Origin of the sequence: Hoeflea algicola, from assembly GCF_026619415.1 — a bacterium.
In the GTDB taxonomy this organism is placed as follows: Bacteria; Pseudomonadota; Alphaproteobacteria; order Rhizobiales; family Rhizobiaceae; genus Hoeflea; species Hoeflea algicola.
On the sequence record NZ_JAOVZR010000001.1, the window covers coordinates 1,333,860 to 1,358,706 of the forward strand.

27 protein-coding genes and 1 pseudogene are annotated in these 24,847 nt (G+C 59.0%); 14 read left to right on the forward strand and 14 right to left on the reverse strand.

Annotated elements, in window-relative coordinates:
• Positions 1–85 precede the first annotated feature (85 nt).
• Positions 86–2,548 carry a penicillin acylase family protein gene (locus OEG84_RS06595; protein ID WP_267652993.1) on the reverse strand — a complete coding sequence of 821 codons (2,463 nt, stop codon included), beginning with the start codon at positions 2,546–2,548 and terminating at the stop codon, positions 86–88.
• A 95-nt stretch (positions 2,549–2,643) separates the two neighbouring features.
• Here OEG84_RS06595 and OEG84_RS06600 point away from each other — a divergent pair, with 95 nt between their 5' ends.
• Together OEG84_RS06600 and OEG84_RS06605 are read left to right on the forward strand one after the other, a co-directional pair.
• The gene (locus OEG84_RS06600; protein ID WP_267652994.1) at positions 2,644–3,513 is read left to right on the forward strand and encodes an NAD(P)-dependent oxidoreductase; all 870 of its coding nucleotides are present in this window, start codon (positions 2,644–2,646) and stop codon (positions 3,511–3,513) included.
• A gap of 1 nt (position 3,514) precedes the next feature.
• Positions 3,515–4,236: pseudogene (locus OEG84_RS06605) on the forward strand (DNA alkylation repair protein).
• Between the two features lie 41 nt (positions 4,237–4,277).
• On the opposite strand, the gene OEG84_RS06610 reads toward OEG84_RS06605, so the two are convergent.
• The 5 genes from OEG84_RS06610 to OEG84_RS06630 form a co-directional block, all read right to left on the reverse strand.
• On the reverse strand, positions 4,278–4,733 hold the full coding sequence (locus tag OEG84_RS06610; protein WP_267652995.1) for a DUF302 domain-containing protein: 456 nt from the start codon (positions 4,731–4,733) through the stop codon (positions 4,278–4,280).
• Between the two features lie 99 nt (positions 4,734–4,832).
• The gene (locus OEG84_RS06615) at positions 4,833–5,312 is read right to left on the reverse strand and encodes an Lrp/AsnC family transcriptional regulator (protein WP_267652996.1); all 480 of its coding nucleotides are present in this window, start codon (positions 5,310–5,312) and stop codon (positions 4,833–4,835) included.
• Positions 5,313–5,413: 101 nt separating this feature from the next.
• Positions 5,414–6,079 (reverse strand): uracil-DNA glycosylase family protein, encoded by a 666-nt coding sequence (locus OEG84_RS06620; RefSeq protein WP_267652997.1) that lies wholly within the window; start codon positions 6,077–6,079, stop codon positions 5,414–5,416.
• On the reverse strand, positions 6,076–6,687 hold the full coding sequence (locus OEG84_RS06625; RefSeq protein WP_267652998.1) for a glutathione S-transferase: 612 nt from the start codon (positions 6,685–6,687) through the stop codon (positions 6,076–6,078). The genes OEG84_RS06620 and OEG84_RS06625 overlap by 4 nt, the downstream gene beginning before the upstream one ends.
• A gap of 30 nt (positions 6,688–6,717) precedes the next feature.
• Positions 6,718–7,314 (reverse strand): thermonuclease family protein, encoded by a 597-nt coding sequence (locus tag OEG84_RS06630; RefSeq protein WP_267652999.1) that lies wholly within the window; start codon positions 7,312–7,314, stop codon positions 6,718–6,720.
• A gap of 146 nt (positions 7,315–7,460) precedes the next feature.
• Here OEG84_RS06630 and OEG84_RS06635 point away from each other — a divergent pair, with 146 nt between their 5' ends.
• On the forward strand, positions 7,461–8,978 hold the full coding sequence (locus OEG84_RS06635) for a sensor histidine kinase (RefSeq protein WP_267653000.1): 1,518 nt from the start codon (positions 7,461–7,463) through the stop codon (positions 8,976–8,978).
• Positions 8,979–9,026: 48 nt separating this feature from the next.
• Here the strand turns inward: OEG84_RS06635 and cobT are convergent, their stop codons facing one another.
• A complete protein-coding gene (cobT, locus tag OEG84_RS06640) occupies positions 9,027–10,043 on the reverse strand; it encodes a nicotinate-nucleotide--dimethylbenzimidazole phosphoribosyltransferase (RefSeq protein ID WP_267653001.1) in 1,017 nt (338 codons plus the stop codon).
• Between the two features lie 123 nt (positions 10,044–10,166).
• Between cobT and OEG84_RS06645 the strand changes: the two genes are divergently transcribed.
• The 4 genes from OEG84_RS06645 (at position 10,167) to OEG84_RS06660 (ending at position 14,357) form a co-directional block, all read left to right on the forward strand.
• Entirely contained in the window at positions 10,167–10,949 is a 783-nt protein-coding gene (locus OEG84_RS06645) for an adenosylcobinamide-GDP ribazoletransferase (protein WP_267653002.1), read from the forward strand.
• A gap of 56 nt (positions 10,950–11,005) precedes the next feature.
• Positions 11,006–11,227 (forward strand): DUF1289 domain-containing protein, encoded by a 222-nt coding sequence (locus OEG84_RS06650; RefSeq protein WP_267656107.1) that lies wholly within the window; start codon positions 11,006–11,008, stop codon positions 11,225–11,227.
• Between the two features lie 5 nt (positions 11,228–11,232).
• Entirely contained in the window at positions 11,233–11,922 is a 690-nt protein-coding gene (locus OEG84_RS06655) for a TIGR02281 family clan AA aspartic protease (RefSeq protein WP_267653003.1), read from the forward strand.
• Positions 11,923–12,047: 125 nt separating this feature from the next.
• Positions 12,048–14,357: a DUF1217 domain-containing protein gene (locus tag OEG84_RS06660; RefSeq protein WP_267653004.1), complete on the forward strand. Its 2,310-nt coding sequence runs from the start codon at positions 12,048–12,050 to the stop codon at positions 14,355–14,357.
• Between the two features lie 138 nt (positions 14,358–14,495).
• On the opposite strand, the gene OEG84_RS06665 is transcribed toward OEG84_RS06660, so the two are convergent.
• Both OEG84_RS06665 and OEG84_RS06670 read right to left on the reverse strand, forming a co-directional pair.
• Positions 14,496–15,314, reverse strand: a complete 819-nt coding sequence (locus OEG84_RS06665) for a sulfite exporter TauE/SafE family protein (protein WP_267653005.1) — start codon at positions 15,312–15,314, stop codon at positions 14,496–14,498.
• A gap of 154 nt (positions 15,315–15,468) precedes the next feature.
• On the reverse strand, positions 15,469–16,548 hold the full coding sequence (locus OEG84_RS06670) for an extensin-like domain-containing protein (RefSeq protein WP_267653006.1): 1,080 nt from the start codon (positions 16,546–16,548) through the stop codon (positions 15,469–15,471).
• Between the two features lie 190 nt (positions 16,549–16,738).
• Here OEG84_RS06670 and OEG84_RS06675 point away from each other — a divergent pair, with 190 nt between their 5' ends.
• The 3 genes from OEG84_RS06675 to OEG84_RS06685 all read left to right on the forward strand — a co-directional run bounded on the left by OEG84_RS06675 (position 16,739) and on the right by OEG84_RS06685 (position 17,828).
• Positions 16,739–17,116 (forward strand): acyl-CoA thioesterase, encoded by a 378-nt coding sequence (locus tag OEG84_RS06675; protein WP_267653007.1) that lies wholly within the window; start codon positions 16,739–16,741, stop codon positions 17,114–17,116.
• Between the two features lie 135 nt (positions 17,117–17,251).
• A complete protein-coding gene (locus OEG84_RS06680; protein WP_267653008.1) occupies positions 17,252–17,512 on the forward strand; it encodes a hypothetical protein in 261 nt (86 codons plus the stop codon).
• Between the two features lie 49 nt (positions 17,513–17,561).
• On the forward strand, positions 17,562–17,828 hold the full coding sequence (locus OEG84_RS06685; protein WP_267653009.1) for a DUF7218 family protein: 267 nt from the start codon (positions 17,562–17,564) through the stop codon (positions 17,826–17,828).
• 207 nt (positions 17,829–18,035) lie between these two features.
• On the opposite strand, the gene OEG84_RS06690 is transcribed toward OEG84_RS06685, so the two are convergent.
• Positions 18,036–18,668: a MarC family protein gene (locus OEG84_RS06690; protein ID WP_267653010.1), complete on the reverse strand. Its 633-nt coding sequence runs from the start codon at positions 18,666–18,668 to the stop codon at positions 18,036–18,038.
• Between the two features lie 217 nt (positions 18,669–18,885).
• Here OEG84_RS06690 and OEG84_RS06695 point away from each other — a divergent pair, with 217 nt between their 5' ends.
• On the forward strand, positions 18,886–19,317 hold the full coding sequence (locus OEG84_RS06695) for a hypothetical protein (RefSeq protein WP_267653011.1): 432 nt from the start codon (positions 18,886–18,888) through the stop codon (positions 19,315–19,317).
• 188 nt (positions 19,318–19,505) lie between these two features.
• Here OEG84_RS06695 and OEG84_RS06700 read toward each other — a convergent pair whose 3' ends face one another.
• The 4 genes from OEG84_RS06700 to dusA form a co-directional block, all read right to left on the reverse strand.
• Positions 19,506–20,237 (reverse strand): amino acid ABC transporter ATP-binding protein, encoded by a 732-nt coding sequence (locus OEG84_RS06700; RefSeq protein WP_267653012.1) that lies wholly within the window; start codon positions 20,235–20,237, stop codon positions 19,506–19,508.
• Complete coding sequence (locus OEG84_RS06705) at positions 20,234–20,908, reverse strand: amino acid ABC transporter permease (RefSeq protein WP_267653013.1); 675 nt, start codon at positions 20,906–20,908, stop codon at positions 20,234–20,236. The genes OEG84_RS06700 and OEG84_RS06705 overlap by 4 nt, the downstream gene beginning before the upstream one ends.
• A 9-nt stretch (positions 20,909–20,917) precedes the next feature.
• Positions 20,918–21,679: an amino acid ABC transporter substrate-binding protein gene (locus tag OEG84_RS06710; RefSeq protein ID WP_267653014.1), complete on the reverse strand. Its 762-nt coding sequence runs from the start codon at positions 21,677–21,679 to the stop codon at positions 20,918–20,920.
• A 189-nt stretch (positions 21,680–21,868) separates the two neighbouring features.
• Positions 21,869–22,876 (reverse strand): tRNA dihydrouridine(20/20a) synthase DusA, encoded by a 1,008-nt coding sequence (dusA, locus tag OEG84_RS06715; RefSeq protein ID WP_267656108.1) that lies wholly within the window; start codon positions 22,874–22,876, stop codon positions 21,869–21,871.
• Positions 22,877–23,121: 245 nt separating this feature from the next.
• On the opposite strand from dusA, the gene OEG84_RS06720 reads away from it, so the two are divergent.
• The 3 genes from OEG84_RS06720 (at position 23,122) to OEG84_RS06730 (ending at position 24,832) form a co-directional block, all read left to right on the forward strand.
• The gene (locus OEG84_RS06720; RefSeq protein ID WP_267653015.1) at positions 23,122–23,682 is read left to right on the forward strand and encodes a type 1 glutamine amidotransferase domain-containing protein; all 561 of its coding nucleotides are present in this window, start codon (positions 23,122–23,124) and stop codon (positions 23,680–23,682) included.
• A 98-nt stretch (positions 23,683–23,780) separates the two neighbouring features.
• Entirely contained in the window at positions 23,781–24,191 is a 411-nt protein-coding gene (locus tag OEG84_RS06725; protein WP_267653016.1) for a host attachment family protein, read from the forward strand.
• 215 nt (positions 24,192–24,406) lie between these two features.
• Complete coding sequence (locus OEG84_RS06730) at positions 24,407–24,832, forward strand: acyl-CoA thioesterase (RefSeq protein WP_267653017.1); 426 nt, start codon at positions 24,407–24,409, stop codon at positions 24,830–24,832.
• Positions 24,833–24,847: the final 15 nt, after the last annotated feature.

Consider the following 24,847-nt stretch of genomic DNA (forward strand, 5'->3'; position numbering starts at 1 on the left):
CAGCATGCGACGGCACCAATTCAGATATCTAATCGGTTTATATCAACCAGGTCCGCTTGGTACAACGTCCGTCCGAATTCACACCTCACTCCGGGCTGAGCGTCCACACCCCTTCCGGCTCCGCCACATCCGTGGCCGGAATCTCGATCGATTGCACATCGGCCCATGTCTGTGCAAAATCGCTGTAATGGCGTGAAAACACATTGCCCGACTGGCCGGTGGTCTGGATGTAGGTCGAATTGTCGAGATCTGACAGATCGAAAATACCGCGATAGCTCGCCGCATTGGTGTTGGCATAGGGATCGGCGTCATCCTGCAGCTGGGTGCGGCCGCGATCAAGCGTGAACGGCCCGCCACCGCTTTCCACCTCGACATTGAAGAAGCGCCTGAGCAGGCCTACTTCGCTGAACGGACGGTGCGCGCCCTTGGCATAATGCGCAGTCCCCCAGCGCCACGACGACGCGTCCTCGCCATAACGTTCCGACAGTTCGGCGATGGCTGCGGAAAACGCCTCGGCCATGATCTGGTCGCAGGTTTCCTCTTCGTCCGTGCCCTTGACGTCGCACCAGTTGCGCGCCGCCTCGTCATCGAGCAGCCGCACCATCACCTTGCCGCGCGCCTTGAACCAGTCCCTGAAGGTGATGCCCAGATCGTCCTCGAAGGTCCTGATCATCGCCTGTCGCAACCAGGCAGTAAAAATCAGCGGTTCGGCCTGGTCTCGGGCCATCGTGCTGTCCCAGCCGGCGAGTTTGTCAGCCATCTGCCGTTCGCTGTCGCTCAGCGCCTTGCCTTCCAGCATTTTCAGCATCCGCGGCTTCAGCTCGGCAAAGGCCGGCGAGAAGATGTCGGCCTGCACGTCACGCGACATTTCCTGCGTCTGCAGCGCAACCGCGTCATTGATCAGCGTCTCGATCCGCTGCTGCCGGTAGGGTTCATCCCAGTCAAACGTCAGGTGCAGCGGATAGTCCGGACCGACAATCTTGGTGTTGGCGGTGGCAATCAGCCCGCTTTCCGGATTGGTTTGCCGTGGAACTGCCCGGTAGGGCGCGTAGCCGCGCCAGTCGTAGATCGCGTTCCAACCCGGCGCCGGCGCCCTGCCCATCAGCCGGTTGGCGGGATCGCGCTGTGGTACCCTGCCCGCCGCCACCAAGCCAATAGTGCCGGCGGCATCGGCCACCACCATCGACTGCATCGGCGTCACGAACACATCGAAACCTTCCTGGAAGTCCTCGACACTGCGCATGTCAAACAGCCGTGGGGCAATCGACGCCGTGGTGTCGTCATGGGCCAGCGCCACCCATTGCAGCGCCGCCACCATGTTGTCGGGCAACAACTTGTCAAAATTCTTGTAGCTCGCGGGAAACACCGGACCATGCCGGGTCCAGCGCCGGGTGAAGCTTTGCGCTTCGCCGCCACGCACCTTGATGGTTTCCTCTTGTTGGCCGAATGGGGTCCAGCCGGTGGGGGTCAGATATTCCTCCGGGTTGTCCGGATTGACGCGCTCGATGAACACGTCCTGAGCGTCTGTGGCGGTATTGGTGAAGCCCCAGGCAATGTCATTACCACGCCCGAGAAGGACAACCGGCGTGCCCGGCAGCGTCACCCCGATCAGGTGACGCGGCTCGTCATACTCTTCCACTACCTCGAGATGCGCCAGATACCAGATCGATGGCGCCATCAGCCCCAGATGCGGATCATTGGCGAGTATCGGCTTGCCCGATGCAGTGCGCTCACCGGAAATCACCCAGTTGTTGGAGGCGCCGGTGCCAAGCATGCCGTCAATTTCAGCAAATGATGCCGACGCGTCGGCTGTGGTGAGATCGGCCCCGATCTCGCCCTTCTCCAACCCCAGCAACTCAGTCAGGTCCGGCATCGCAGGCGGGTTGTCAACGTCAAGATAGGGCAGCAGGTCTGCCATTTCGGCCTCGTCAAAGCCAAGCCGTGCAAAGCCAAGCCGCATCGCCTCCTCGCCAAGATTGGCGGCGAGCGAAATCGACATCATTTTCACCGCAATCAGCGTATCAACCGGCGCCCAAGGTTCGGGTTCATACCCCAGGATCAGATATTCCGGTGGCAACCGCGATGAAAACGCCCGCGGTTCGCGCGCCATCCAGGCGTTGACACCGCGCGCATAGCCTTCCAGCATCGCCATGGTCTCGGGGTCCATGACGCCCAACGACGCCTCCGCCGCCTCATCGATCGCCATCGTTCTGAGCCAGATGTCAGTTCCAACCGTGGCGTCGCCGAACATTTCCGACAGCCGCCCCTTGCCCGCCATGCGGCTGACTTCCATCTGCCACAGCCGCTCTTGCGCATGCACGAACCCCAGGCCTGCGGCAACATCGGCGCGGGTCGGTGCCTTGATGTGCGGTACCCCATTTTTATCCCGCGTGATCGTTACCTCGCCGCCAATTTCGGCGATCGCCAGCGTGCCATTTACCGGTGCCTGCGACCGCGACAGCCACAACATGGCCACGCCCACTGCAATCACCACGAGCGGCGTTGCGACAATTATGAGCTTGATAAGCCCTTTGACGATCCGCATCATTGGTTTATGTCCCTCCTGACAGGCTCCCGACCCAATTTACGTAACGTGCAATCAGGTCAGGCGTAAAGTGTATTTGTGACAAAAGGATAGGCGAAATGGCAACAGTGGCATTCATCGGTCTTGGCGTTATGGGCTACCCCATGGCGGGACACCTGAAGAACAAGGGCGGCCATGAGCTGCGGGTTTACAACCGCACCGCCGCAAAAGCCCACAAATGGGCCGAGGAGTTCGGCGGCACCGCTTGCGACCTTCCCGCCGACGCCGCCAAAGGTGCCGATTTCGTCTTCACCTGCGTCGGCAATGACGACGATCTGCGCGCCGTCACCCTGGCTTCTGGCGGCGCACTGCACGGCATGAAGCAAGGCGCCACCCTGGTCGACAACACCACCGCATCGGCAGAAGTGGCGCGACAACTCGCCGACGCCTGCGCCGACAAGGAATGCGGCTTTCTTGATGCCCCGGTCTCAGGTGGCCAGGCAGGCGCTGAAAACGGCGTATTGACGGTCATGGTCGGCGGCGACGAGGCAACTTTTAACAAGGCCCGGCCGGTGATCGACACCTATGCCCGCATGGTTGGCCTGATGGGGCCGGTCGGCAGCGGCCAGCTTACCAAGATGATCAACCAGATCTGCATCGCCGGCTTGGTTCAGGGACTTTCCGAAGGTATCCATTTCGGCAAGAAGGCCGGGCTCGACATCAACAAGGTGATCGAGGTGATTTCCAAGGGCGCCGCCGGCTCCTGGCAGATGGAAAACCGCCACAAGACGATGAATGCCGGTGAGTATGAGCACGGCTTTGCCATTGACTGGATGCGCAAGGATCTCGACATCGTGCTGAGTGAGGCTCGCCGTAACGGCGCCACGCTTCCGGTTACCGCGCTGGTTGATCAGTTCTACGCCGAAGTTCAGGCGATGGGTGGCAACCGCTGGGATACCTCGGCGCTGCTGGCACGCCTGGAAAAATAACATGGCGCCACGCCGTCCCCCGGCCAATGCCGCTTTCACGGTCGCCGAGGTTCTGGCGTGGCTCGACGCCCGCGCCTCGGCGGAAAACCGCGCCGGCATGGCCCGTTTCGGCATCAAACAGACAAGGCGTTCGGCATCAGCAACGCAGAACTGCGGCCCTTTGCGAAAACCCTGGGCCGCAACCACGCCCGCGCCTTGGAACTGTGGGATAGCGACTGGCGCGAGGCTCGGTTGCTGGCAATGTTTACCGACGAACCCGATAGACTCGACCTGCCCCGCGCCCGCGCCATGGCTGCCGATTTCAACAGCTGGGAAATCGTTGATCAGGCGTCCGATCTCTTCGTCGAGGCGGGTCATCTTGATGTGCTTGTGCAGGAATTCGCCACCGACGAGCGTGAATTCGTCCGCCGCACAGCTTTCGCCATGATCGCCTGGGGTGCGGTGCATCTCAAACAGCGCGACGACGCCGTTTTTCTTGGCTTCCTGCCGTTGATTGAGCGGCACGCCACCGATCCGCGGAATTTCGTCAGGAAAGCAGTCAATTGGGCGCTGAGACAGATCGGCAAGCGCTCGATTCCCCTTCATGACCCGGCGCTGGACTGTGCCCGAACGCTGACTGCCTCAGACGACAGAAACGCACGCTGGATCGGCAAGGATGCATTTCGAGAATTGTCGAGCGACAAGGTGCGGGCGCGGCTGAAAAACAAACAGCGCCCGGCATAAGCATTTCGTCAAATTTCCCGCTCTCAGACCAGCCCGGAGGTTCAGAATCCCTCGGCTGCGTCCTTGATGATCTCGCCAAGCAACGCGTTGACGTCATCGCGCGGGCCACCACTTGGCAGCGTCCGGTAGCCCACCACGACCTTGCCGGGGTCGCTCTCCGCCTCATAGGCGAACACCACGTAGGGACAATAAGCGATATCGCTGATATCGGCCTCCATCACCTTGCGTGACATCACCGCCGAACAGAAGCTGACAAATTCCGCCTCCTTGTAAAGCGGCTTTTCGGCATCGACATCGGCGGCGGTGCGCTTGAGCATTTCACCGATAAACCCGTGATAATCGATGGTGTAGCCGCGGTTGACGATGGCGTTTTCGATACCGCCCATGACATCGGCAAAACTGGCGTCGCTTACATGGGTCTTCACGTCATCACCCGCAGCGGTAGCAGGTCCTGCCAGGCAGACGATCGCGGCGGTGGCGGCGAGCAGCTTTTTCATGTCGATTCCTCCGGTTATGTTCCAGCATACATCATAATCACCGCATATGACATCAACCCGCGGAATTCGCCGGTGATCAGGCGACCGGAGTCTTCGGGCTCAGCCATTATCCTTGGCAAGCACCAGGTAATCGAGCGGCAGTTCGGTGGTGTATTTGATCTGCTCCATGGCGAAGGAAGATGACACGTCACGAATTTCGATCTTGGCGATCAACCGCTTGTAGAAAGCATCGTAGGCCGCAATATCGGGCACGACCACGCGCAGCAGGTAATCGACATCGCCGCTCATCCGGTAAAACTCGACCACCTCGGTGAAGTCGCTGATCACTTCGGAAAAGCGCTTGAGCCACTCGTTGGAATGAGAATTGGTGCGGATCGATACGAACACGGTCACCTTGGCGTTGACGGCCACCGGATTGAGCAGCGCCACCCGCCGCTTGATCACCCCGTCTTCTTCGAGCTTCTGGATACGGCGCCAGCAGGGCGTGGTCGACAGCCCGACTTTTTTGGCGATCTCGGCCACGGCCAGGGTGGCGTCTTCTTGCAGAAGGCGAAGTATTTTTCGGTCAAGGCGGTCCATGGCGGTCTCCGACATCAGGAATAGAACCCCTGATATAGCTCCGGCGACGTCACCACAAAGAATTTTTTCTTCGAGACGCCAACTACGTAGGATACAATTCCCTATTGCGACGAAACCAGCACAGATATCCGACGCTTGAGTTCCGGTAAGAGCTCCGCTTCGAACCAGGGATTCTTGCGGATCCAGCCGCTGTTGCGCCAGGAAGGGTGCGGCAGCGGCATGACCGGGCAATCGGCTTCGCTGGCGCTGAGGATAGAGCGCCACTCCTGCACCGTCTCGGTCAGGGTCTTGCGCCGCAACGGCCCCAGATGCCAGGCATGCGCGTACTGGCCGATGACCAGGATCAGCTTGATCTGCGGCATCGCCGCCATCAGCCTGTCGCGCCAGGCAGGGGCACATTCGCGGCGTGGCGGCAGATCGCTGCCCTTGGCATCAAGACCGGGAAAACAGAACCCCATTGGCACGACGGCGAAATTGTCCGGATCATAAAATTGCGCTTCACTCACCCCCAACCAATCCCTGAGACGGTCGCCTGAGGGGTCGGTAAACGGCCGCCCACTGGCGTGAACCCGGGTGCCGGGCGCCTGACCGGCAATCAGCACCGAGGCGCGCGAAGACGCAGTGCAGACCGGCCGCGGTTCGTGGGGTAACGCCTTTTCTGGCCCGCCCAGCGGCGTGTCGCGGCAAATCCGACAAGCCGCGATCTCGGCCAGCAGGGCAGCAAGTCTGGCATCCGGCTCATGGCGATCTTCAAAGGGCTGGCTCATGCCTTGGCGCTCGGCCGCGAAGAAACCTCGCTGTACCAACGCATGACGTTCTTGAGGTGTTCAGGCCGATCGATGCGGGCCGGCTTCATGAAATCAAAAGCGATCATGCCGGTAATGTCGGCAATCGTGTAGCGGTTGCCGGCAATGAATTTACGGTCCGCCAGTTCGGTATCGAGCAGTTCGAGAAACGCGAGCGCCTTGGGCCGATTGACCTCACCCCATTCGGGAAGCTGCGGCATCTCCCACTCTTTCATCGCCGGATGGGTGTGGCGGAAGGCCGCCGCCACCGATGCGAGATAGTGCAGCTCCATCCGCCGGCTCCACATCTCGACAATGGCCTTGTCGCGGGCATCAAGGCCCATCAGCGGCGGCTGCGGATGCAATTCCTCGAAATAGCGGCAGATCGCCACCGATTCAGTCAGCACTGTGCCATCATCGAGGACCAACACAGGCAAGCGCTGCAGAGGGTTGAGGCTGGTCACCTCAGCGGATTTGTGCCCCATCTGGCCCATATCCACAGGCACCCTCTCCACCTCGATGCCCTTTTCCGCCAAGAACACCGATACCCGGCGCGGGTTGGGCGCACGGCCACCATCATATAATTTCATCTTCAATATTCTCCCGTTATCCTGAACCGATCAGACACCAAACAAATGCCGCAGGAAAGCCAGAACTGGGCCAAATCCCACGTGCCAATCCTCATCCAGCCCGCCATGCACTGCCCGCCACTGTTTCGGCGGGTCGAATTCGCCCGCCCACACGCCTGAACGGGATTTGCGCGCCGCCGCCTCGGCGACCCTATAGTCGCCGAACGCCACTGCATGGCCGGCGCGGACCATCGCCTCGTTGAGATCCTTTCCACCAGCAATGCAGCGCACCAGATCACGACCATAACGGTCAACCCCCTCAGCTCGGCAGTCAACCGGGTTAGCGCCCACGAGCCCGCGCAAATAGGTCGCAGCCTCGACCCCGCAATCATAATCGCGCCCGTCGCGCCTGCAATTTTGCGCAATTTCAGGCGCATCAATTCCCATAAGCCGCAGCCGTCTTTTGCCGATAGCCAGACTATCGCCGTCAACCACTCGTGCCACGCCGGAAATTTCGGGCTGGGAATAACGTTCGAGGCGTGCGGCGAGCAGGGTCGCGCCGGCCAATATTGCCACCACCACAACCGCATCGCCGATCTTGCGCCGAAGCGGCCGCGACCGCCGCCTGATCCGTCGTCCAAAAGCCATCTGCGCAAATGACCCTATTCGCGGCCAAGGCTCAAGCCGGCAGGCGTGCCTGAACCGCCAAATGCAAACAAGTTCTTAAACTTTGATCTTTAGATTCAGGCATCAGTTCAAACCATTCGGAAAGCCTACCGTTGAGCTCCCAGACCATGACCGACAAGAATATTGTCGATCGCTCGCGCATTCACAAGAACGCGGCGATGGTCAAAACCGTGCGCGCTACCCGCGAACGGTTGCAGCATGGTCGTGAAATTCCGCCTGCTTTCGATTTCGAGTTAATCCGGCTGCACATCAACGCCGTGCTCCAGGGTGCTGCGGCCGCGCCGATTCTGGTGATCTTCGCAGCCGTTGGCGGCCTTTGGTTCGATGAAGCCATCTGGCTGCTGGCCTGGGCATTGTTGACCCTGTTCGTCTATGCCGGACTGGTGTTGATGGCACGGCGGGCCTCGCGCAGTCATTCAGATGAGGAAGTCATAATTCGCTGGCGGCGGCGCTTTCTTGCCATTTATGCGGCCATTGGCCTGTGCTGGGCGCTGTTTGCCTACCAGAGCTGCACCACCTGCCAGGCTGACACCTTCATATTCTACAAATCAGCGGTTCTGCTGATCGCGCTGGCGGCCACCACCATGACCACCTTCGCCCTGCGGTTTGCCTTGTATTTCGCTGTTATCCCTCCGGTGCTAGCGCTGGCTCTGCGCGCCGGCATCAGCCGCGATGCCGCCGATATTTCGGTGCTGGCGATGATCGCTGCGGCAGCACTTTTCTTCCTGTTCATGGCGCAGCGGCTCTACACGACCAATGTCAAGATGCTCGGATTTCAGACCGAAAAGGACGATCTGATTGCCGAACTGGAAGTAGCCAAGTCAGTCTCCGACGAAGCTCGTCGCCGCGCCGAGGAATCCAATCTCGCCAAATCGCGCTTCCTGGCCTCGATGAGCCACGAGCTTAGAACACCGCTCAACGCCATCCTCGGCTTTTCCGAGGTGATGGCCGGTGAGGTCCTGGGTCCGATCGCCAACGACAGCTACAAGGAATATGTCGGCGACATACATCGCTCAGGTCAGCACTTGCTCAACCTGATCAACGAAATTCTCGACCTCTCCCGCATCGAGGCGGGACGGTACGATCTCAACGAAAATGCGCTGGCACTCTCCGATATTGCCGAGGATTGCATCGGTCTGGTCCAGCTCAAGGCGCGCAGCAAGAACATCCGCATCGTCGAGGCCTTTGAAAAAAACCTGCCGATGGTCTGGGCGGATGAAAAGGCAATGCGCCAGGTAATCCTCAACCTGTTGTCAAACGCGGTCAAATTCACCCCACCCGGTGGCGAGATCCGTGTCAAGCTCGGCTGGACCGCCGGCGGCGGCCAATATCTTGCCATCAAGGACAACGGACCCGGCATTGCCGAGGAGGAAATCCCGGTGGTGCTATCGGCCTTCGGTCAGGGCTCGATCGCCATCAAGAGCGCCGAGCAAGGCACCGGCCTGGGGCTGCCGATCGTCCAGGCGATTTTGGCCAAGCACGGCGGAGAGTTCGTGTTCAAATCGAAACTGCGCGAAGGCACCGAAGGCATCGCCATCCTGCCGCGCGAACGCGTGCTTGAAAGCATGGCCCCGGTCGAGGGCCTGCCGGGCGCGGCCCAGAAGAAAAAGCGCGCCTTTCGCTAAGACGCGCGATTACTCTCCTTTACCAGAGGCCTTTTTGATCACAGAACCTCAGTCCTTGGCCGACACGCCGGCCTGGGCAAAAGTCGCCATGCCCGAATGGCATTGCGCCGCAGCCTTGACGATACCCGCAGCAAGCGCCGCACCGGTGCCCTCACCCAGCCGCATGCCCAGCGCCAGCAGCGGCGTCTTGCCAAGCCTTTCGATCGCCGCCATGTGGCCCGGCTCGGCCGAGACATGAGCAATCAGGCAATGATCGAGCGCCTGCGGGTTGGCCGCATGCAACACTGCCGCTGCCGCCGTCGCCACGTAGCCGTCGATAAGTACGGGAATGCGCTCCATCCGCGCCGCCAGAATGGCGCCGGCCATGGCCGCGATCTCGCGACCGCCGAGACGGCGCAAGACTTCCATCGGGTCATTCAGATGTGGCTTGTGAAGCGCGACGGCGGCTTCCACCGCAGCAATCTTGCGTGCCAGCACTTCACCTTCTGACCCGGTGCCGGGCCCAACCCAGTCGGCGGCGGATCCACCGTACAGTCCGTAAAAAATGGCTGCCGCAATGGTGGTGTTGCCGATGCCCATTTCACCGATGCACAACAGGTCGGTACCGCCGGCCAGCGCTTCCATGCCGAACGCCATGGTGGCCGCACAGGTGCGTTCATCCATCGCCGCTTCCTCGGATATGTCGCCGGTTGGCAGATCCAGAGCCAGGTCGAAAATCTTCAGGCCCAGGTCATGGGTGACACAAATCTGGTTGATTGCCGCACCACCGGCAGCGAAGTTCTCCACCATCTGCGCGGTCACCGAGGAAGGAAACGGCGATACGCCTTTCGCGGTGACGCCATGGTTTCCGGCAAAGATTGCAACCAGTGGCCGGGTGACGGCCGGCTTGCGGCCGGTCCATGCCGCAAGCCAGAAGGCGATTTCCTCGAGCCTGCCGAGCGCCCCGGCGGGCTTGGTCAATTGCGCGTCGCGTTCCCGCGCATCAGCCAGCGCCTTGGTATCGGGCCCCGGCAAATTGCTCAGGAGTTCGCGAAAATCATCGAAAGGCAAACCGCTGGCACTCATTTTTATCTCCCGGGGCCGAACTGGCCGCATGACGTGTGACCCGTGCCTGTGTAATTGTCGAATCAGCCAAGGACAATATTTTTCGCGACACCCAGTGTCGCAGTCTGCAGGAGGCGCGGTTCAATGCAGTTCAATGATCATCTCGACGACATCGCCCGCGCCACCGGATTTCTGAGCCGGCTGCCGATGCCGGCGCGGTATTTCGACGGCCATGACGGCTCGCTGTCGCGGGCGGCGGGCATGTTTCCCATAGCCGGAATGGTGATTGCGCTGTGCCCCGGTCTGGTGGTGCTGGCGCTGTCCTGGCTCGGCGCCAACACAGCCCTTACGGCGTTGATCGCGCTGATTGTGCTGATTGCCGTCACCGGCGCACTGCATGAGGATGGGCTGGCGGATTCCGTCGATGCCTTTGGCGCACGCGGCGGACGCGACCAGATGCTGTCGATCATGAAGGACAGCCGCATCGGCGCTTATGGCGTGCTGGCGCTGATGGCCAGCTTTTCACTGCGCGCGGTGGCGCTGACCATCATTCTCTCGGTCGCCGGCGGCTGGAGCACGTTTCTGATCCTGCTGGCTGTGGCCGCAGCCTCGCGCACCGCCATGGCCTGGCACTGGAACGAACTGCCGCCAGCCCGCCATGATGGCGTTGCCGTGGCCGTCGGCGCACCCGACACACAAGCCGTCAAACGGGCGCTCGGACTTGGCGGCGGGCTGTTTGTGCTGCTGGTGCTGGTTTCAATCGGGCTGGTTCCTGCGCTCCTCGGTCTCGGTGCCATCGCCCTGGCGGTTTCGCAATGGACCACGATCGTGCGCCAGCGCCTTGATGGTCATACCGGCGACACCATCGGCGCCACCCAGCAAATCACAGAGACCGTCAGCCTTGCCGCCCTTGCCCTTTCGCTCTGAACGGACGATATAAAACGGGCATTGTTTCCCGACGCCGTACGAAAGAAGCCATGACTATTGAATCGCCCTGCATCCTCGTCTGCGTGATCGATCCACAGACAAAATATTGCTTTGGATGCGGTCGCACCGGCGACGAGATCGCCAGTTGGACCAGCTACACGCCGGAACTGCGGCGTGAGATCATGGATGGTTTGCCGGCGCGGCTGGAAACGGTCGTGCGCAAACCGCGGCGCGAAACCAAACGGCGCAGGATGGCGCACGAACGGCAGGGTGACTGAGCGGAATGGTGATCATTCTAGCGCTGCTCGGCGCCGCCCTCGCCATACTGATATTCAATCACGACAGCGGGGTTACGTTCGGGCTGCCCAACGATGATTTCGCCAACCTCGCCTATCTCGGCCTGATCGTCGCAGTGCTTGGCGCCGGCATCGTCGGCTCGCAACGCAACATGGGCGATTTGTTGAAAAACCTGATGACCTGGGTGGTCATCATTCTTGGCCTGGCCACCGGTTGGCTTTACCAGGATCAGGCGAAAGAGGTGGCCATGCGCGTGTTCGCAGGGCTGGTGCCGGGGCAGCCGATGATGCTGACCGACGAAAACGGCCTTGCCGTCTCGATCCGCAAGTCACTCAACAGCCATTTCGAAGCCGCGGGTTCGATCAACGGCAAACCGGTGAACTTTCTCATCGACACTGGCGCCACCACCATCGCGCTGTCGCATGCAGATGCCATGCGGATTGGCTTCTCCGATTCAGATCTCAGCTTCAGCCTGAGCATCAACACCGCCAATGGCCAGGCCCGCGCCGCCCCTGTACGGCTCGACCGGGTGACCATCGGATCAATCAGCCGGTTCGATCTGCGCGCTACCGTTGCCGAGCCCGGCAAGCTCGACCAGAGCCTGCTCGGCATGAACTTCATCTCCTCGCTGACCGCATTCGAGATGCGACGTGACGAAGTCATTCTGCGCGATTGAAGGACCCAATATCGGGCCACGCACCGACAGCTTCGGGCAAGCAGCAGATTCTAGATTGAGCCGGAAAACCATGTGCAATTTCTTTTCCGAGAATGCTATTCGGAAACACAACCTCCGGTCGCGCCATGATATCCAGCTATCAGTCCTATATTTTTTATACCAATGATTTCAACGAAACCCTTGCCCGCGCGGCGGCTGACCCGATTGTAAACAGGGAGGCGGAATACTACCGCAATACGATAGGATCGATCACAAGCGTCGATGAGTTCCTGGCCGATGACCGCGTCTACGCCTATGCGATGAAAGCTTACGGGCTGGAGGAAATGGCATATGCAAAAGCCTTCATCCGCAAGGTTCTGGAAAGCGACCTGACCGACACGGACAGCTTCGCCAATCGGCTCACCGACGTCAAATACAAAACCCTGGCCGCCGCCTATGACTTCGGCAACACGGTAACCAGCGAGATTGTCCAGACCACCGGCCAGATTGACGACCTGATCGGCACCTATGAGCAAACCATCAAGAACAACGACGCCGTCCTGCGGCAGGAAACCGCCTATTTCACTGCGGTTTCAAAAAACTTCACCAATGTTGATGATTTGTTCAAGGACACAGCAGCGCGGGACTATGTTTTCACCACCTTCGGCATCAATTCGAAGACTTTCGACTACGAGACCCTCAGGAACGTCATCACCAGCGACATTGCCGACCCCGACAGCTACGTAAATGCGGTACTGGCGCCGAAAGTTGCCGAGTGGAATACGCTCATTAATGACCTCAGGATACAGCGGTCAGACGGTTCCAATTCAGCCGCGCAGATCAGCAAGATCGACTATCTGCTTTCCCAATACACCAAGTCCATAGAAACAGTCGGCAATTATTACGAACTGGCGGCGTCGTTCAATTTCAACGCTGACGGCAGTCTGGATGCCGGTGTCGAGCCGATGAATGATGCGCAGCAGAAACTGGTAACCGAACGTTACGTGTTTTCCCAGCCACGGCTGACCACCACTGGCGCACTAATCAACAAGCAATATTACGAAGAGACAATTTCCGGCCTCACCTCGCTGGACGATCTTCTTGGCAATTCTCGCCTCAGCATCATGATGCTGACGGCCTATGGCGTTCCCTTGAGCACCAGCCGTAGCGATGTCGAGTGGGCCTTGAAGCAAGACACATCCGACCTCAATGGCGAGATCTATACCAAAAGCCCGGAATTGATCGCGCTGGCCAAGGCATTCAATTTCGAGAGTGATGGCAGCATAACACCTGGAAAGGACATCCAGGATGAAGCTCAGCTGTACACCACCACGTCCAACTATATTGCCAATTATGACGATGCGGACGATGAGAAAGACGCGGCCGCGATTGCAAAATACAAGCTCTATATCGGGCTCACAGCCAATCTGGATGACTTTCTGTCGAACCAAGCGGCTGCGGTTACGATACGGGAATTCGCACTGAAAGCATTCAACATATCGCCCGACGAGGTCTCCACTTTCAAACTGAAGCAGGTATTTACAAGCGATCCCTATGACCCGACCAGCTATGTGAACAAGATGAAGGATGACCGGTTCGTTCAACTGGCCAAAGCCTTCAACTTCACCGCAGATGGCAGCATCGGCGCACCACGCTACGCCCAATCGGAAAACGAGATCACTCGGATCACCAAAGCCTATTATACGGCCTATACGAGACTCGACAGCAGTGATACTGGCAAGGCAGCAGCCGAAGCCGAGGCTTCCTATTATCGGTCCAAATTGCAGAACCTGGAAACCGTTGATCAGCTCTTGGCAGACCCACGCCTGACGAATGTGCTGTTGGTGGCCGAAGGGCTCAAGCCGAAAGACGTCACGACCGAAACATTAAGGGCGGTCTTGACCTCGGACCTCGGTGATCCGGAGAGCTTCGCCAATTTGCAGACGAACATCAGCTTCCAGAAAATAGCCGGTTCGTTCAACTTTGGAGCAGACGGAGTCATCACGACCAATGAAACCAATAGCATTCAGAATGATCGTGGACTGGTCGAAACCCAACGGCTTTACCTGACGCAGGCGATTGAAGAGGAAGCCGGGGAAGACAGTGTCGGAGCGCGCCTGGCATTGTACTTTGAACGGATGGCGCCGACGCTGACCAGCACCTACGAAATTCTCGCCGATGAAGCCCTGGCGCAATTTTTCCGCACTTCTTTCTCAATTTCGGAAGAAACCGCAGCCAGCGACATCGATGTCCAGAAGGCCATGTTTGAGCGGTATTTCGATATCGATGACCTGCTGGACCCGGAGAAGGTCGATACCATGGTCCAACGGTTCCTTGCGCTTTATGATGTTGAGAACGGCGCTGTGGACCCTGTGCTCTCGGTTTTCAACAATGACGCATCCATCAGCTTCGAAACAGTAGCCGCACTGTCGCAACTGCGCAGTTCACTCTACTAAAGAAGCGCCCGCACAGGTCAAAAGCTAATCAATGGCGCTCGAAAGTGTTTGGCGATCTTGCGCCAGATGCAAAGATATTGGGCAAATGCGCATTGCCCATATCCAGTCGGATGCTACGCGTACTGCAGCACGAACCTGTCAGATCAGGCTGAAGATGAACCGCGCCGCAACCAGCAGCATGAACAGCCCGAAGCCGATTTCAATCTGCCGCTTGTCCAGCGCATGCGCCAGCCGCACACCGAGCGGCGCCACGATAAGCGTGATCGGAATGACCACTGCCATCATCACCCAATTGATATAGCCTGTTGAAAACGGCGGCAGGCCAGCCGCGCCCCAACCCGCCCAGATATAGCCGAACAGCCCTGGAATCGCGATCAGCACGCCAACCCCGGACGAGGTCGACACCGCCTGATGGACCGGGCGCCCGAACAGCGTCATGAAGGTATTGTTGAGCACCCCGCCTCCGATGCCCATCAACCCTGACAGCAGTCCTATCAACGCCCCTACCATGGCACGAACCGGGTTCGGCGGCAGGTCAGCGCCCAGCCGCCAGCCCTGCTTGTTGAGCAGCATCCGAATTCCAAGAAGAAGAGCGATGCCTGCGAAAATGCCGCGCAAAGCGCTACTCGACACCGAGGCGGCTATCAGCGAAGCCGCAATAACGCCGCACGGCACCGGCAGGATCCAGCTTCTGAGCAAGTCGAGATCAACAGTGCCCCGCGCCTTGTGCGCCATGAACGAGCGCACCGACGTCGGCGCGATGATGGCAAGCGACGTGCCCACCGACAGATGCATGCGAACCGCATCGTCGATGCCGATCAACCCGAACACCTGGTAGAACACCGGCACGAGGATCGCCCCGCCACCGATGCCGAACAGGCCCGCAAGCACGCCCGCAACAACAGCCGCCCCGGACAGCGCCAAGGCAAACAAGACCAATTCTCCGACGGGTGGCATGCGGTTGATTTCCTTTGCGGTCTTCACTGCGAAGCCGAAGTGGGCAGATGCTGGCCTATCGACCGCACCCGCCAAGGTCACCAATCCGCGTTGGTTTTCAAGTGCTGTTTCGATTCAGGAGGTAGGCAGTCCCGCGCATTCGCCAATCCATGGCTCAATCGCAGTGGCGATAGTTCGATTTGCGGGCCCTGAGATCAAAATGGAAATGATCCTTGTGGTGGACATCACTGCCCGGCCCCAACACTGTGTTGAAATACTTGCAGCTGTCGGCGCGGATATTGTTGAGCAGGCTCTTTTCCCGGAAAGCGAAGAACCCGGGCTTGCGCACAGAGATCGAGGTTCCGTTATTGAGTGTCACCTTGCCAACATCAATGGCGTTGCCCTTGGCATGTTCGGACATCGGCGCACCGCGCTTGGAATTCATGGTGCGGCAGGAATAGGACGACAGCTGGTTGATCGACTTGACGCCCGAGACGTAACGAAGCCGGGCTGCCGGCGCCAGTTCCTTTTTCACCCATTGCGCAAAGGCGTCGGTGATCTGGCAATTGAGCTTGGCCGCAGGCTTGATTTCGATACCACCCGACAATTGCGTCACTTCCACCGGATAAGGGATCGAACATCCCGATCCACTGCTGATGGCGGGCAGATCACGGTAGGTCACGCCCAGCCGCTTGAGCCGTTTGCGACAAGCTTTTTCTGAAGCCGGCATGCCGCCAGCCCATTGCGGTTTGGACAGAGGATTGCTGAATCGGGGCATGAGCCCGGCCAGCAGACCTCGTTTTTTCTCAACCGTCACCGGAGGCTGGTCACTGACTGATGGTTGCGCCGCACCGATATCGGCACTCGACGGCTTGTAATCTTCCATGGCCGGGGCCGAAGCAAGCCGCAGCGTGTCGGTGCCAATGCCAGTCACCACCGGCTGGCTGACATTGCCTTCGGGCAACGCCGAGGTCATCTGGGTCATGTCAACGCCGTCCGCCACCGGATAGGCCAGCACGTTTTGTGCCGGCATGTCGGGAGCGCTGGGGATGAAGGCAGTCTCCGCGGCGCTGATAATCGATGGTGCGGCCGGCTCGGGGCGGATCACCGGCGCAGCCTGTTGCATCGACAGCACTTCGCCCGGCGGCACAAGTCCGCCCTCGCCCGAACAGCCTGCGGCAAGCAGGCTGACAGTCAGGAAAAGACTTTTAGAGGGGAACCGGGCGCGGCGCGAACCGGGAACGCAAGACAACATCGGTTGCTCCGTATGAGGCAAAGGCAATGATGAGTTTTTCATACAAGGGTAAAGGAAGCCTGACGTCGGCCGTTAACACCTGCGGCATTTTCGGGGCAGCGCCAGTTGTCTCGAATTTCGTGGCTTCAAATCGCGCGCCTACGCGGCTACACATATTTTCAGGACTGAATACTCAGACAGGAAGAAAACCATGGCCAAACCCAAAGGTGAACTGACGCTGCGCACATTGGCCATGCCTGCTGACGCCAACGCCGCCGCCGACATTTTCGGGGGCTGGGTGATGGCGCAGATGGATCTGGCCTGCGGCATCCGCGCCGCCGAGCGCGCCCGTGGCCGCGTGGTCACTGCCGCGGTCAACGAGATGTCCTTCGCCATGCCGGTCAAGATCGGCGATACGCTGTGCATCTATACCGACATCGTCAAGGTCGGCCGCACCTCGATGACCCTGCTGGTGGAAGCCTGGGCACAGCGCTACCTGTCGCCGCAAATGGACAAGGTGACAAACGCCCTGTTTGTCATGGTTGCGCTGGATGCCAACAACAAGCCGACACCGCTGCCCCCGGCCTGAGGTCTGACAGGCAAAGTCTACACTACTAAACCACTCAACGGCCCTGTCGAGACTGGTCTCCATAGCTCGCAAGGAACCAAGCTCGCCTGATAGGCGTTGGTGACCTGCAACAAGTGGAGAGACCCCATACCCATCATGAAAAACGGAACGATGATCGATCCCGTCGATGCCCAGGTAGGCGGTGATGCGGACCTTGATGGCATCGCTCAAACCATCACCGCAGACGACATCAACGCGGTGCTGCTGTCATCGCAGCCGATTGACCAACGGCTTGAAACGCTCAAGGCAATGCGCGGCGAACTGGAAGCCCGCGCCCACATCGATCGTGGCGGCGAGATGAGACCGCTGATAGATGAACTCGACGCGGCCATCGAACAATTGTCGCAGCGGCTCTGAAGCACTCGCCAGAACCGCCAAACCCCACATCCAAAAGCGAGGCAATGGCATGCCCAACAAGGACCACGGACCATCAATCAAGGACAGCGATACCTATGAGGCATTGCGCGAAGACGGAGCTTCGAAACAGAAAGCCGCCCGCATCGCCAATGCGCAGGCCAATGACAGCCAGCATCCATCCCAAAAAGGTGGCAAGGCTCCGCCCTACGAGGAATGGACCAAGGATGAGCTGTATGAGCGCGCGCAGGAACTTGACATCGAAGGCCGTTCGACAATGTCAAAGGACGATCTGATCAGCGCCTTGCGCAACAGCTGAAGCCATTAAAGGCCAACACGGTAGACGGCCGCTGCACCTCAGTCCCGCGAGGTACTAAGCCAAGCCTGACGACTGAGTGGTGTGTACTCTTGCGAATTACGTTGCTGAGGGGAAGCCGGTCGGGTTCAAGCCAGATCCCTACTCTCCTGTGCTGAACGCTTACCGCGTAGTTGCCCAATCTCGTGTCGACGACCAGCGTTTCGGCCCTCAGGCGAGACCCGGGAAAACGGCCTTTGTCCCGACAACAATCATCTCCAGAGCTATGACCAGTAGGATCATACCCATCAGACGTGACATGATCACCCGCATCGTGTCGCTTAAAACTTTGCCGAAAAAGGCCGCAAAGAAGAACACCACAAACAGCATGGCCAGAATTACGCCAACGATCCCGCCGACGCCGATCAGATCCTCTATTCCCTTGGCGTGCCCGGTGTAGATGATGAGCGTTGCGATGGTTCCCGGACCGACGATCATTGGAAAAGTAATCGGGTAGAAGGCAAGGCCGGACAGTTCCTGCATGTGGTCCTGTTCCTTTTCAGTGCCGTGATGCGAGGCAATGCTGTTGCCGTTCAACATCGACCAGGCGATATGCGCCAGCACCACGCCACCTGCGATGCGAAACTGATCGACAGTAATGCCGAAAAAATCAATGATCTGCTGGCCCGCCAGAAGGATCACCGCGCACATGATGGCAGAGAAAATTGTGATTTTCGTCGCCAGAATGCGCTGTTGAGCCACGGTGAACCCTGCCGTCAGCGCCAGAAACATCGGCAGGTTCACAAACGGGTTCATGATTGCAAAGAATGCCCCAAAGGCTTTCGTTAATTCAGCGTGGTCCATGTCGGCTCCTTGACCCATAATATCGTTTGACCCTGACTCGGGTTTGGCGTTCGCAGCAGACAGGACCTCGCCAATTTTTTTGGCTGGCAACTCACACCCTTCGCGTGAAGCACACCCGGTCCGGCCCACGGGTGCAGCGATCATGCAATCGGGTGACTTGCCCTCCCTATTAAAATGTGGGTTCTATCAATTTGATAAATAAAGGACATATGTCAGAATGAAAAACACAATATCCGCATTGTTTTTATGTCTGGTCGCGACATCTGCCGCTAAAGCCCAGCCCGTCAACAGGGGCGATTTGTACGCGGCCTGCATCGAATATCACAACATAAAATGGAAAGACCGTGAGAATAGCACCCTGAAGCACTTCACTACGTCCCAGCTAAAGCAGCTTGACCCCTACAGTTTTGAAGCGATGAAACAACGATGCGACTGCACGGTTACGGCGGCGTTCAAGAACCTCTCTGAGGGTACGATTGAAGCCTACAGTAAAGCACTGAATGAGAATGGCGACGGAATCATCCTCAAGAACAAAAAAGCAGCGGAAGAATTCAAAAAGGCGGACATGATGGACAAGGATATCGCCTGTGCGGAAAAAAGCATGGACGCATCTGGATATGAAAAGAAACTGATGGAACTTTCGAAATGAGAGACTGGCGGTTCCTTCGACACAACTGGCTGATCACAGCACTCAGAACCGACTAAATTTGCCCCCGGCAGCCCCCAGCTCGCGGGCTGAAACCGCCGGCGGTGAATTCCACCACGCCTGAAAAATACATAGGTGGTGGTGTTTCGTCCACCTTGCGCCAATTTGTTGGCCGCTGTTGGTGCCGATGCCTATCCGACCCGACGCAAGAAGTCGCGGGTGCGTGGATCGTGCGGATCGTCAAAAATCTGGCTCGGCGGCCCCTGCTCGACAATTCGCCCGCCTTCCATGAACACGATCCGGTCGGCGATTTCGCGGGCAAACTGCATTTCGTGCGTGACGATCAGCATGGTCTGGCGCTGCTCGGCGACACGGCGCATCAGATCCAGCACTTCGCCGACCCATTCTGGATCGAGCGCCGAGGTTGGCTCGTCAAACAGCATCAGCTTGGCGCCAAGTGCCATCGCCCGGCCGATGCCGACGCGTTGCTGCTGCCCGCCCGACAAGGCTGCAGGATAGGCGTCGGCCTTGTCTGACAAACCGGTTTCCTTGAGCACCGCATCGGCCCGAGCTTCCGCTTCGCCCCGCGAGAGCTTCTGCACGGTGATCAGGGCTTCGGTGATGTTCTTACGCGCGGTCTTGTTGGCAAACAGCGCATAGTTCTGAAACACGAAGGCCGTGCAGCGCCTCAGCGCAAGAATGTCGGCACGACTGGCGCGGGCGGCGTCAACGCTGAGATCGCCAATAGTGATGGTGCCGGCATCCGGGTGATCGAGAAAATTGATCGAGCGCAACAAGGTCGACTTGCCGGTTCCCGATGGGCCGATGATCACCACACGTTCGCCATCGGCGATGTCGAGATCGATGCCGTCGAGCACCACATTGTCACCAAAACGCTTGTCCAGTCCGCGCACGCCGGTCATCGGGCGTAGGCCTTTTCCATGCGCTGCTCGAGCAGGCGTTGGCCATAGGAAAGGGCTTCGACCATCACCCAGTAGATAACAGCAACCACGATGAAACTTTCGAAATAAAGGAAGCTGCCTGCCGCCTCCTTCTGGGTGGCGCCCATCAGTTCAGTAACGCCAAGCGTGAAGGCCAGCGAGGTGCTCTTGATCATGTCGATGAAATAATTGACGAGCGTCGGTGCCGCTACCCGCGAAGCCTGCGGCAGTACGATCCGACGGAGCATCTGGCCGCGGGTCATGCCCACGGCCATCGAAGCTTCCCACTGGCTGCGGTCAACCCCGATGATGGCCGCCCGGATGCTCTCGGCCATATAGGCCGAGAAATGCAGCGTCAGCCCCATGATGGCCGCTGTGACGCCGTTGATCTGGGCCAGGAACGACACCAGTTGCGGCAAGCCATAATAGAACAGGAACAGTTGCACCAAGAGCGGCGTGCCGCGGAAAAAGCTGATGAACAGCATCACCGCCTGGTCGAGCACCGGGATCCGCAGCACCCGCTCGACCGCCAGCAACGAGGAAAGAACCAGCGCAAACGCCATCGAGGCCAACGCCATGCCAAGCGTCAACGGCACATAGCCGATGAGCACCGGGATCAGGCCCAGCATGTAGTTGACATCGAGCGTTTGCATGGACCTGCCCTATTTAGCCGACGTGATATCCGAGGCGAACCACGTCTGCGATATTTTGGCAAGCGTGCCGTCGGCCTTCAGCTTGGTCAGCGCAGCGTCAACCTGATCGCGCAGCGCGCGGCCGGCTTCATCGTCACGGAACGGCAGCGCGTTGTGGATTTCCGAGAAAGGCTGGCCGGCGAGCGCCAGCGGCAACGGACTTTTCTGGATCACCTGAGCCGAAGACACGCGGTCCATCACGAAAGCATCGACCCGACCAAGCGCGGTATCCTGCTCGATATTGGATTCATAGGTCTTGATGTTGATCTCGTCGGCATAGGGCAACTCGCGCAGCAATTGCTCGAAATTCGAACCCAAATTGACCGCCACTGTGCGTCCCTTGAGATCTTCCGGGCCAGTGATCGTGGTCTCGTTGCCCTTCTTCACCACCACCTGCGCACCGTCATAAACGTAGGGCTGGGTGAAGGCGAAGGCCGCTTCGCGCTCGGGCGTGATGGTAATTTGGTTGGCGATGGTATCAATCCGCCCCGAACTCAGTGCGCCAACAAGACCGGAAAACGACATTGTCACATACTCGACCTTGAGCCCGGTCTCCGCACCGACCGCATTCATCACATCCACTTCGAAACCCTGCAGCTTGTCCTGCTTGACAAAGGTGAAGGGGAAATAGCCGCCCGACATGCCAACTTTCAGAGTGGCAGTGTCCTGGGCCTGGGCCATGGTATCAAGGCTAACCGCAGCAACAGCGGCGATGGCGAATGCTCTAAGCATGATATTTTCCTTGAATGTCCAAATACAGCGCCGGCCCTGAGACCGGCAAGGGTCAGGCGATCCCAACCCAACGGCTTATTTGGGCGTTGGTTCCATCTTGTCAAACGCAGCTTTTCATATGTGTGTTTCCGTGATCGAGCGTGAACACTGCAAACGCAACGGCTGCGCCCCTGCCCGCGACGCCGTGTCTCAGGCAGCCGTCGCCAGATCCGTAAAATCGATCTCGGCAAAAGCCGCGGCAATCACTTCGGGCCCTGCCCCATCGCGCACCGCGTCGGTCGACAGGATCTGCCGGAACCGTCGCGCGCCGCGCACACCCAGAAAAAGTCCGACCATGTGCCGTGTGATCTGGCCAAGCCGCCCGCCTGATTGCAGATGGATCTCAGCATGACGCATCATCGCCGAACAGACGGCGTCCCAATCAACCGCAACTGCCGGCACACCGTAGATCCGCTGGTCGACTTCGCCCAGCAGCTGCGCGTTGTGATAGGCGGCACGGCCAAGCATTACCCCGTCAACGTACTCAAGATGCTCCGCCGCTTGATTTAGATTGGCAATTCCACCGTTTATACCGATGAAAACATGTGGGTATTGCTGCTTGAGCCGGTAAACCCTGTCATAGTCCAACGGCGGCACGTCGCGGTTCTGTTTCGGCGACAGGCCCTGCAGCCAGGCCTTGCGGGCATGCACCCAGAGCGCATCCACCCCGGCATCGATCACCGCTTCAGTCAGAGCCGGCAACGCAATTGTTGGATCTTGATCGTCGACGCCAATACGGCACTTGACCGTCACCGGCACGTCCGAAACCGCCTTCATCGCTGCCACGCAGCGCGCCACCAGATCGGGCTCGCGCATCAGGCAGGCGCCAAACGTGCCCGACTGCACCCTGTCGGACGGACAGCCGACATTGAGATTAATTTCGTCATAACCGAAGTCGCTGGCGATCCGCACCGCCTCGGCAAGCTTGCAAGGTTCCGATCCGCCCAGTTGCAGCGCCACCGGGCGCTCGGTTTGGTCATAGCCAAGCAGCCTCTCGCGGTCGCCGTGCAGCACCGCATCCGCCACCACCATCTCTGTGTAAAGCAGCGCGTGCTGAGACAATTGCCGGTGCAAAAACCGGCAATGGCGGTCCGTCCAGTCCATCATCGGTGCGACGGAGAGGATTTTTTCGCTATTTTTCAGTGCGTCACGATACATCACAAGCAGATCCGTCCGGGGAATGATTGCTCCAAGTTGAGCCAAAGTGTCCAGGCTTGTACCTCACTTGGTCTCCCGGTGCACGGAATTCTGACCGATTGATAGCATGTCATCGGTTCGGGCCACCATCGTTCAGCATTCTGACCATTTGAGGCCAGGCGATAGACCCCGTCTGGAAACGTCACGGAACCCTGGCCGCATCCATGCGTTGTCGACGGTAAGTTTCAAATGCAAAGGAGAACCCGATGCCAAAGTTGGAAAACGCCAAGATCCTGATCATGTCGACCGATGGTTTCGAACAGTCCGAACTCGAATACCCCCTCGAACACCTCAGGGCCGCAGGCGCCACCGTTCATGTGGCAAGCCTTGACGGCAAACCGGTCAAGGGATGGGACGGTGCCGATTGGGGCAACAGCGTCGACGCCGATCTGAAGATCTCCGACGTCAAGGTTGATGACTACATCGCGCTGGTCCTGCCGGGCGGCCAGATCAACCCCGACCTGCTGCGGGTCGAGCCAGACGCGGTCAATCTGGTGCGCGATTTTATCAGCGGCGACAAGATCGTCGCTGCCATCTGTCACGCCCCCTGGCTGTTGATCGAGGCTGGGGTGATCAAAGGCCGTGAAGCCACCTCCTATCCGTCGATCCGCACCGATCTTGAAAATGCCGGCGCCAACTGGGTCGACCGCGAGATCGCCATCGACAACGGCATCATCACCAGCCGCTCGCCCAAGGACCTTGAAGCCTTTGTCGCCAAGATCATCGAGGAAGTGCGCGAAGGCGAACATCACCGCGACGCCGCATGATAAGGTGGCGGGGGCGTCTGCCTTGGCGGCTACCCCGCCCCCGCTCTCAGGCCGCCAGACGCTTAAGCCCTGCCGCACGACTTCTCGAGGAGAATCCGATGACCAATAAATCTATTCCGCACAACACGCTGATCGTGGTGGGTACTGGCGAAGGCGCCAATTTCTACCGCAATTCCGCCAAGGGCGGCGAGCTCAAGCTCGCTCACGCCGGAGACCTCGAACCGGGCAATCTGGCCGACCAGGGCCCTGCCGGAAAACAGCCGCCGGATACCTCCGCCAAGGAATCTATGGAAGCGACGTTTGCCAAAATTCTTGCCAACCATCTCTATGATTTGGTCCAGGCGCACAAATTCGAACATCTGGTGCTGGTGCTTGATCCCGACAGCCTTGGCGAAATTCGTCCCAGCCTGCATGTCAGCGTGCGCGACAAGATCATGCTGGAACTGCCCAAGACCCTGGTCAACAGTCCCACGGACCAGATCGAAAAGTCGATATTGGCGAGCCTTTAGAACGGGAAACCATTTTACCGGATGCAGCTTCGGGCCGATCCTTATGATCGGCCCGACAGCAATGCCCCTCGGTAAAATCCCTGTGTGACCGACAGATTGAACCCTCGCCTTTCCAGGCCGGGCTATCCAGCCAATGACTTGCGACCACCCGCAGTTGCCACTTTTCGCCCCTCATGCGAAACCTCGTCCTGCAAGCTTTCACTTTCGGGGGGATCATGACTGTCAGCTACACCACCAACCGCATGCTTCATTTCGGCGACTGCGATATTTCAGGAACGGCCTACTATCCGGCCTACCTCAACTTGCTCAACGGGGTGATCGAGGAGTTCTGGTCGGCGATCGGCTATCCCTGGCACGAGATCATCTGGAAAGAGCGTTGGGGCACGCCAACCGTGCACCTGACCTGCGATTTTTCCAAACCGTCGCTCTTCGGCGAAAAGCTGACCTTTGAGCTGACCGTCACCAGGGTAGGCAAGTCATCGATGACGGTCGAGCATGTGGTGCTGTGCGGCGACGAACAGCGCTGGTCGGGCAAACAGGTGCTGGCGGCAAGCTGGCTCGACAAGCACACCTCGATGCCCTGGCCCGACGATGTGCGCGCCAAGCTCACCTCGTTCCTGCCGCAAGAACCTGCGGAATAAGCCCAACGGAAATTG